This window comes from uncultured Jatrophihabitans sp., from assembly GCF_964246335.1.
Classification (GTDB): Bacteria; Actinomycetota; Actinomycetes; order Mycobacteriales; family Jatrophihabitantaceae; genus Jatrophihabitans.
This window is the reverse complement of the sequence record NZ_CAXTQF010000117.1, coordinates 1-4,468: the sequence shown is the minus strand read 5'-3', so window position 1 is coordinate 4,468 and position 4,468 is coordinate 1. Positions and strand designations below refer to the sequence as shown.

The window sequence follows — 4,468 nt, the reverse complement described above, 5'->3', positions numbered from 1 at the left end:
GGGCGGAACCGGGGCAGGGGCGGAACAGGGGCAGGGGTCAGTAGCGGGCGCCCACGACTTTGTCGGCCAGCGCGTCGAGTTCGTGGCGGTCGTCGTCGTCCAGACGCACGTCCAGCGCGCCGGCGTTCTGCTCCAGGTACTTCACCCGCTTGGTGCCCGGGATCGGCACGACGGAGATGCCGAGCACGTCCGCGCGGCCCTGCACCCACGCCAGCGCGATCTGCGCGGGCTCCGCACCGCGCCGCTGCGCTACGTCAACGACGGCCTGCACGATCTGCTGGTTGGCGTCGAGCGCATCACCACCGAAGCGCGGCATGCGCCGCCGCATGTCACCGTCACCCAGCGAGGACATGTCGACGGTGTTGGTCAGGAAACCGCGACCGAGCGGCGAGAACGGCACCAACCCGACGCCGAGCTCGCGCATGACGTCGACGACGCCGCCGGTCTCCGGGTCACGCGTCCACAGCGAGTACTCGCTCTGCACCGCGGCGATCGGGTGCACGGCGTGCGCGCGGCGCAGCAGGTCACCGTCGACCTCGGACAACCCGAGGTGGCCGACCTTGCCCTCGGCCACGAGCTCGGCCATCGCGCCGACGGTCTCCTCGATCTCGGCGTCCTGCGGCGGCCGATGCAGGTAGTACAGGTCGATGTGCTCGACGCCCAGGCGCAGCAATGAGTCGGTGCACGCCTGCTTGACGTACTTGGCCGTACCGCGGAAACGGCGATCGTCCCAGCCCTCGGTGGTGTCGATGCCCATCTTGGTGGCGAGCTGGACGCCGTCGCGACGGTCGTGCAGCGCGCGGCCGACGAGCACCTCGTTGTGACCGGCGCCGTAGACGTTCGCAGTGTCGATGAAGGTGACGCCGAACTCCAGCGCGCGATGAATCGTCGCGATGCCGTCGTCCCAGCTGGGCGTGCCGTAGCTCTGGCTCATGCCCATGCAGCCGAGGCCTTGCGCGGACACCGTCAGGCCGCCGAGTTTCGCAGTCGGGATCGTCATACCTCTGACACTAGGACGGCGCTGGTGAGGCGGCCTCGGTCATGTGCAGCACGAGCGCTTCACCGTCGAGGGCCGTGTCCTCGTCGGACAGGTCCCCCGCGCGCGAGCCGCGCGTGCCGAACACGAGTCCGTCGGCGACGTGCACCGCGCCCTGCACGACGTCCACCGTGACCGGCCCGACCTGCGCCGGCACGTCGGCAGCCCCCGCGGATTGCGCCGCCACCCCGAGCACCATGATCTGGACCATCCGCAGCGGCGTTGCGTCCGACGCGTTGGTCTCGCGGTGGCGCAGGCCGTCGCCGGTCGACTGGACAAACAACTGCCCGGGTTCGACGCTGTGCACCGCACCGGTGGAGTCCTTGTGCCGCAGGGCGCCGTTGAGTACCCAGCTGACGATGTGCACGCCACGGTGCGGATGCCAGTCGAAACCGCCGCCGGGTGGCACGAGGTGTTCGTCGACGGCGACGACCGGCCCCCACGCCAAGCGATCCGCGTCGTAGTGCGCTCCCGAGGAGAAGCAGTGCAGCGTCACGTAGTCCGGAGTGTCCGTGCGGAACCGTTCCCCGGCGCGGACGATCACGGCCGGTGCTCGTGGTCCGCGGTCCAGGCGAGCAGATCCTTGCGGGTCCACGTGTTGACGATCCGCTCGACCGGCACGTCGCTCTCGACGGCCTTCTCGCAGCCGTTGCGCTGCCAGTCCAGCTGGCCCGGCGCGTGCGCGTCGGTGTCGATCGAGAAGACGCAGCCCGCGTCGACGGCGACGCGGAGCAGGTCGTCGGGCGGGTCCATCCGCTCCGGGCGCGAGTTGATCTCGACGGCGACACCGAACGCCTCGCAGGCGGCGAACACGATCTCGGCGTCGAACTCCGACTGCGGGCGGCGCCCGCGCTCACCCATGATCAATCGACCGGTGCAGTGCCCGAGCACGTCGGTGTTCGGGTTGGCGACGGCGGCGACCATGCGCGGCGTCATCTCCTCGGCCGGCATCCGCAACTTCGAGTGCACGCTCGCCACGACGACGTCGAGCCGTTCGAGCAGCGCCGGCTTCTGGTCGAGCGTGCCGTCCTCGAGGATGTCGACCTCGATCCCGGTGAGGATGCGGAACGGCGTCAGCTCGTCGTTCAGTTCGGCGACGACGTCGAGCTGGTGCTCGAGCCGCTCCGCGCTCAGCCCGTTGGCGACGGTCAGCCGCGGCGAGTGGTCGGTGAGCACGACGTAGTCGTGGCCGAGGTCGCGCGCGGTGCGGGCCATCTCGGGAATCGGCGAGCCGCCGTCGGACCAGTCCGAGTGCGTGTGCAGATCACCGCGCAGCGCCGCGCGCACCGCGGCCACCGCCGGGTCCAGCTGCGCCTCGGACGCCGACTCCGCCTTCGCCAGCCGGGCCGGCACCTCGCCGCGCAGCGACTCGGCGATCACCTGCGCCGTCGACTTGCCGATGCCGGTGAGCTGCTGCAGCGTGCCCTCGGCGACCCGCGACGCGAGCTCGTCCGGCGCGAGATCGTCCAGCACACCGGCCGCGGTACGGAACGCTTTGACCTTGAACGTCGGTTCGTGCGCACGCTCCATGAAGAACGCAATTTGACGCAGGTCGGCGCCAGGATCGCGGGCAGCACCACCGATAGCCACGTGCTCACCGTAATGGCGAGTGGCAGGCTGGCCACGTGCGCGTCAACAGCGGTCTCGCCGTCGACACCGTGCGCAACATCGAGCAGGCGACCGGCCGGCTCGCCACGCAGAGCGTCGCGCGGATGGACGACGAGCTGCCCTGGTTCCGCAAGCTGCCCCCGGACCAACGGTCCTGGGTGACCCTCGTGGCGCAGGCCGGCGTGCAGTCGTTCGTCGATTGGCTGCGTACCGGCGACGACGTGCTGCGGCTGACCGGTGGCGTCTTCGCGGCCGCGCCGCAGGCGATGGCGCGGTCGGTGACGTTGCAGCAGACGGTCGAACTCATCCGGCAGACCATCGCCGTCGCCGAGCAGAACCTGCCGGTGCTCGCCGGCGTGGACGAAGCCGCAGTGCGCGAGGAGCTGTTGCGCTTCAGCCGCGAGATCGCCTTCGCCGCCGCGCGCGTCTACGCAACGGCCGCCGAGAACCGCGGCTCGTGGGACGAGCGGCTCGAGGCACTCGTGATCGACAACCTGGTCACCGGTTCGGTCGTCGGCGATCCGCTGCCGAGCCGGTTGGCAGCGCTCGGCTGGGCCGAGATCGGCCCGACCGTCACCGTCGTCGGCAACGCGCCGGACGGCGCACCGGACGTCGTGCTGGCCTCGGTGCACGCCCGCGCCCGCCGGCTCGATCTCGTCGTGATGGCCGGAGTGCTGACAGACCGACTCGTCGTGGTCATCGGCGACCCGACCGATCCGCTCGACGTCGCGGCGCAGCTGCTGCCGGCCTTCGGCACCGGGCCGGTCGTGGTCGGCCCGGTCGCGGCCGACATCGGCGACGCCGCCGCCCGGACGCAGACGGCGCTCAGCGCACTGCGCGTCGCGCCGGCGTGGCCCGGCGCACCGCGGCCGGTCGCTGCCGAGGCCCTGCTGCCCGAGCGCGCGCTGGCCGGCGACGAGGAAGCCCGTGCCCAGCTCGTCGAGCACGTCTACCGGCCGCTCGTCGCGGCGGGCGACGTGCTCGTCGAGACCCTTGCCGCGTTCCTGGACTCCGGTGCCGCGCTCGAGGCGACGGCCCGGGCCTTGTTCGTGCACGCGAACACCGTGCGGTACCGGCTACGGCGGGTCGCCGAGGTGTGCGGCGAAGCGCCGACGGACGCACGCGGGGCCTTCACGCTGCGGGTGGCGCTCGTGCTCGGCCGGCTCGAGCAGTGAGGTAGCGACAACTCGTCGCACCAACTTGCCGCCAATTCGGACATCCGGTTGTGGGATTCCTACAAGGGCGGCTGGCGAATGCTGTCCGTGTCGCGGTCGCCGGGGACCTGCCACCCGAGAGATCGTGTAACGGTGATCGCCGTCTTCGCACCCGGTCAGGGCGCTCAGGCTCCCGGCATGCTCGCGCCGTGGCTGGAGCTGCCCGGTGTCGAGGACCGGGTCGCCCGCCTCGCCGAGGCCGCCGGACTCGACCTGCTGCGTCTCGGCACCACCGCTGACGCCGACGAGATCAAGGACACCGCTGTCGCGCAGCCGCTGCTCGTGACCGCCGGCGTGCTCGCCGCCGACGCCCTCGACCTGCACACCGGCGAGGAACGCGTCGTCGCCGGGCACAGCGTCGGCGAGATCACCGCGGCCGCGGTCTCCGGTGCGCTCGACGCCGAGCAGGCGGTGGCGTTCGCCGCGCGGCGCGGCCGGGAGATGGCCGCCGCGTGCGCCGTGGAGCCCACCGGCATGGTCGCCGTCCTGGGCGGCGACGCCGACGTCGTCACCGCCGCGATCGAGGCCGCCGGGCTGGCCGCGGCGAACCGCAACGCGGCCGGCCAGATCGTCGCCGCCGGCGCGCCGGCCGCGCTCGAGGCGTTCGCCG

The 4,468-nt window shown here is 72.0% G+C and carries 5 protein-coding genes; 2 read left to right on the top strand and 3 right to left on the bottom strand.

Annotated elements, in window-relative coordinates:
- Positions 1-37: 37 nt before the first annotated feature.
- The 3 genes from ACFFCN_RS18485 to ACFFCN_RS18475 are packed head-to-tail and all read right to left on the bottom strand — an operon-like array spanning position 38 to position 2,626.
- A complete protein-coding gene (locus tag ACFFCN_RS18485) occupies positions 38-1,000 on the bottom strand; it encodes an aldo/keto reductase (RefSeq protein ID WP_375494065.1) in 963 nt (320 codons plus the stop codon).
- Positions 1,001-1,010: 10 nt separating this feature from the next.
- Positions 1,011-1,580, bottom strand: a complete 570-nt coding sequence (locus ACFFCN_RS18480; RefSeq protein WP_375494063.1) for a pirin family protein — start codon at positions 1,578-1,580, stop codon at positions 1,011-1,013.
- Complete coding sequence (locus ACFFCN_RS18475) at positions 1,577-2,626, bottom strand: PHP domain-containing protein (RefSeq protein WP_375494061.1); 1,050 nt, start codon at positions 2,624-2,626, stop codon at positions 1,577-1,579. Before ACFFCN_RS18475 ends, ACFFCN_RS18480 begins: the two co-directional genes overlap by 4 nt.
- A gap of 35 nt (positions 2,627-2,661) precedes the next feature.
- Between ACFFCN_RS18475 and ACFFCN_RS18470 the strand changes: the two genes are divergently transcribed.
- Together ACFFCN_RS18470 and ACFFCN_RS18465 are read left to right on the top strand one after the other, a co-directional pair.
- The gene (locus ACFFCN_RS18470) at positions 2,662-3,819 is read left to right on the top strand and encodes a PucR family transcriptional regulator (protein ID WP_375494059.1); all 1,158 of its coding nucleotides are present in this window, start codon (positions 2,662-2,664) and stop codon (positions 3,817-3,819) included.
- A 132-nt stretch (positions 3,820-3,951) separates the two neighbouring features.
- Positions 3,952-4,468: ACP S-malonyltransferase (locus ACFFCN_RS18465; RefSeq protein ID WP_375494058.1), on the top strand; the 517-nt coding region annotated here is incomplete at its 3' end.

Coding starts and splice junctions, on each gene's coding strand:
- ACFFCN_RS18485 (WP_375494065.1), bottom strand. CDS start 1,000: ATGACGATCCCGACTGCGAAACTCGGCGGCCTGACGGTGTCCGCGCAA.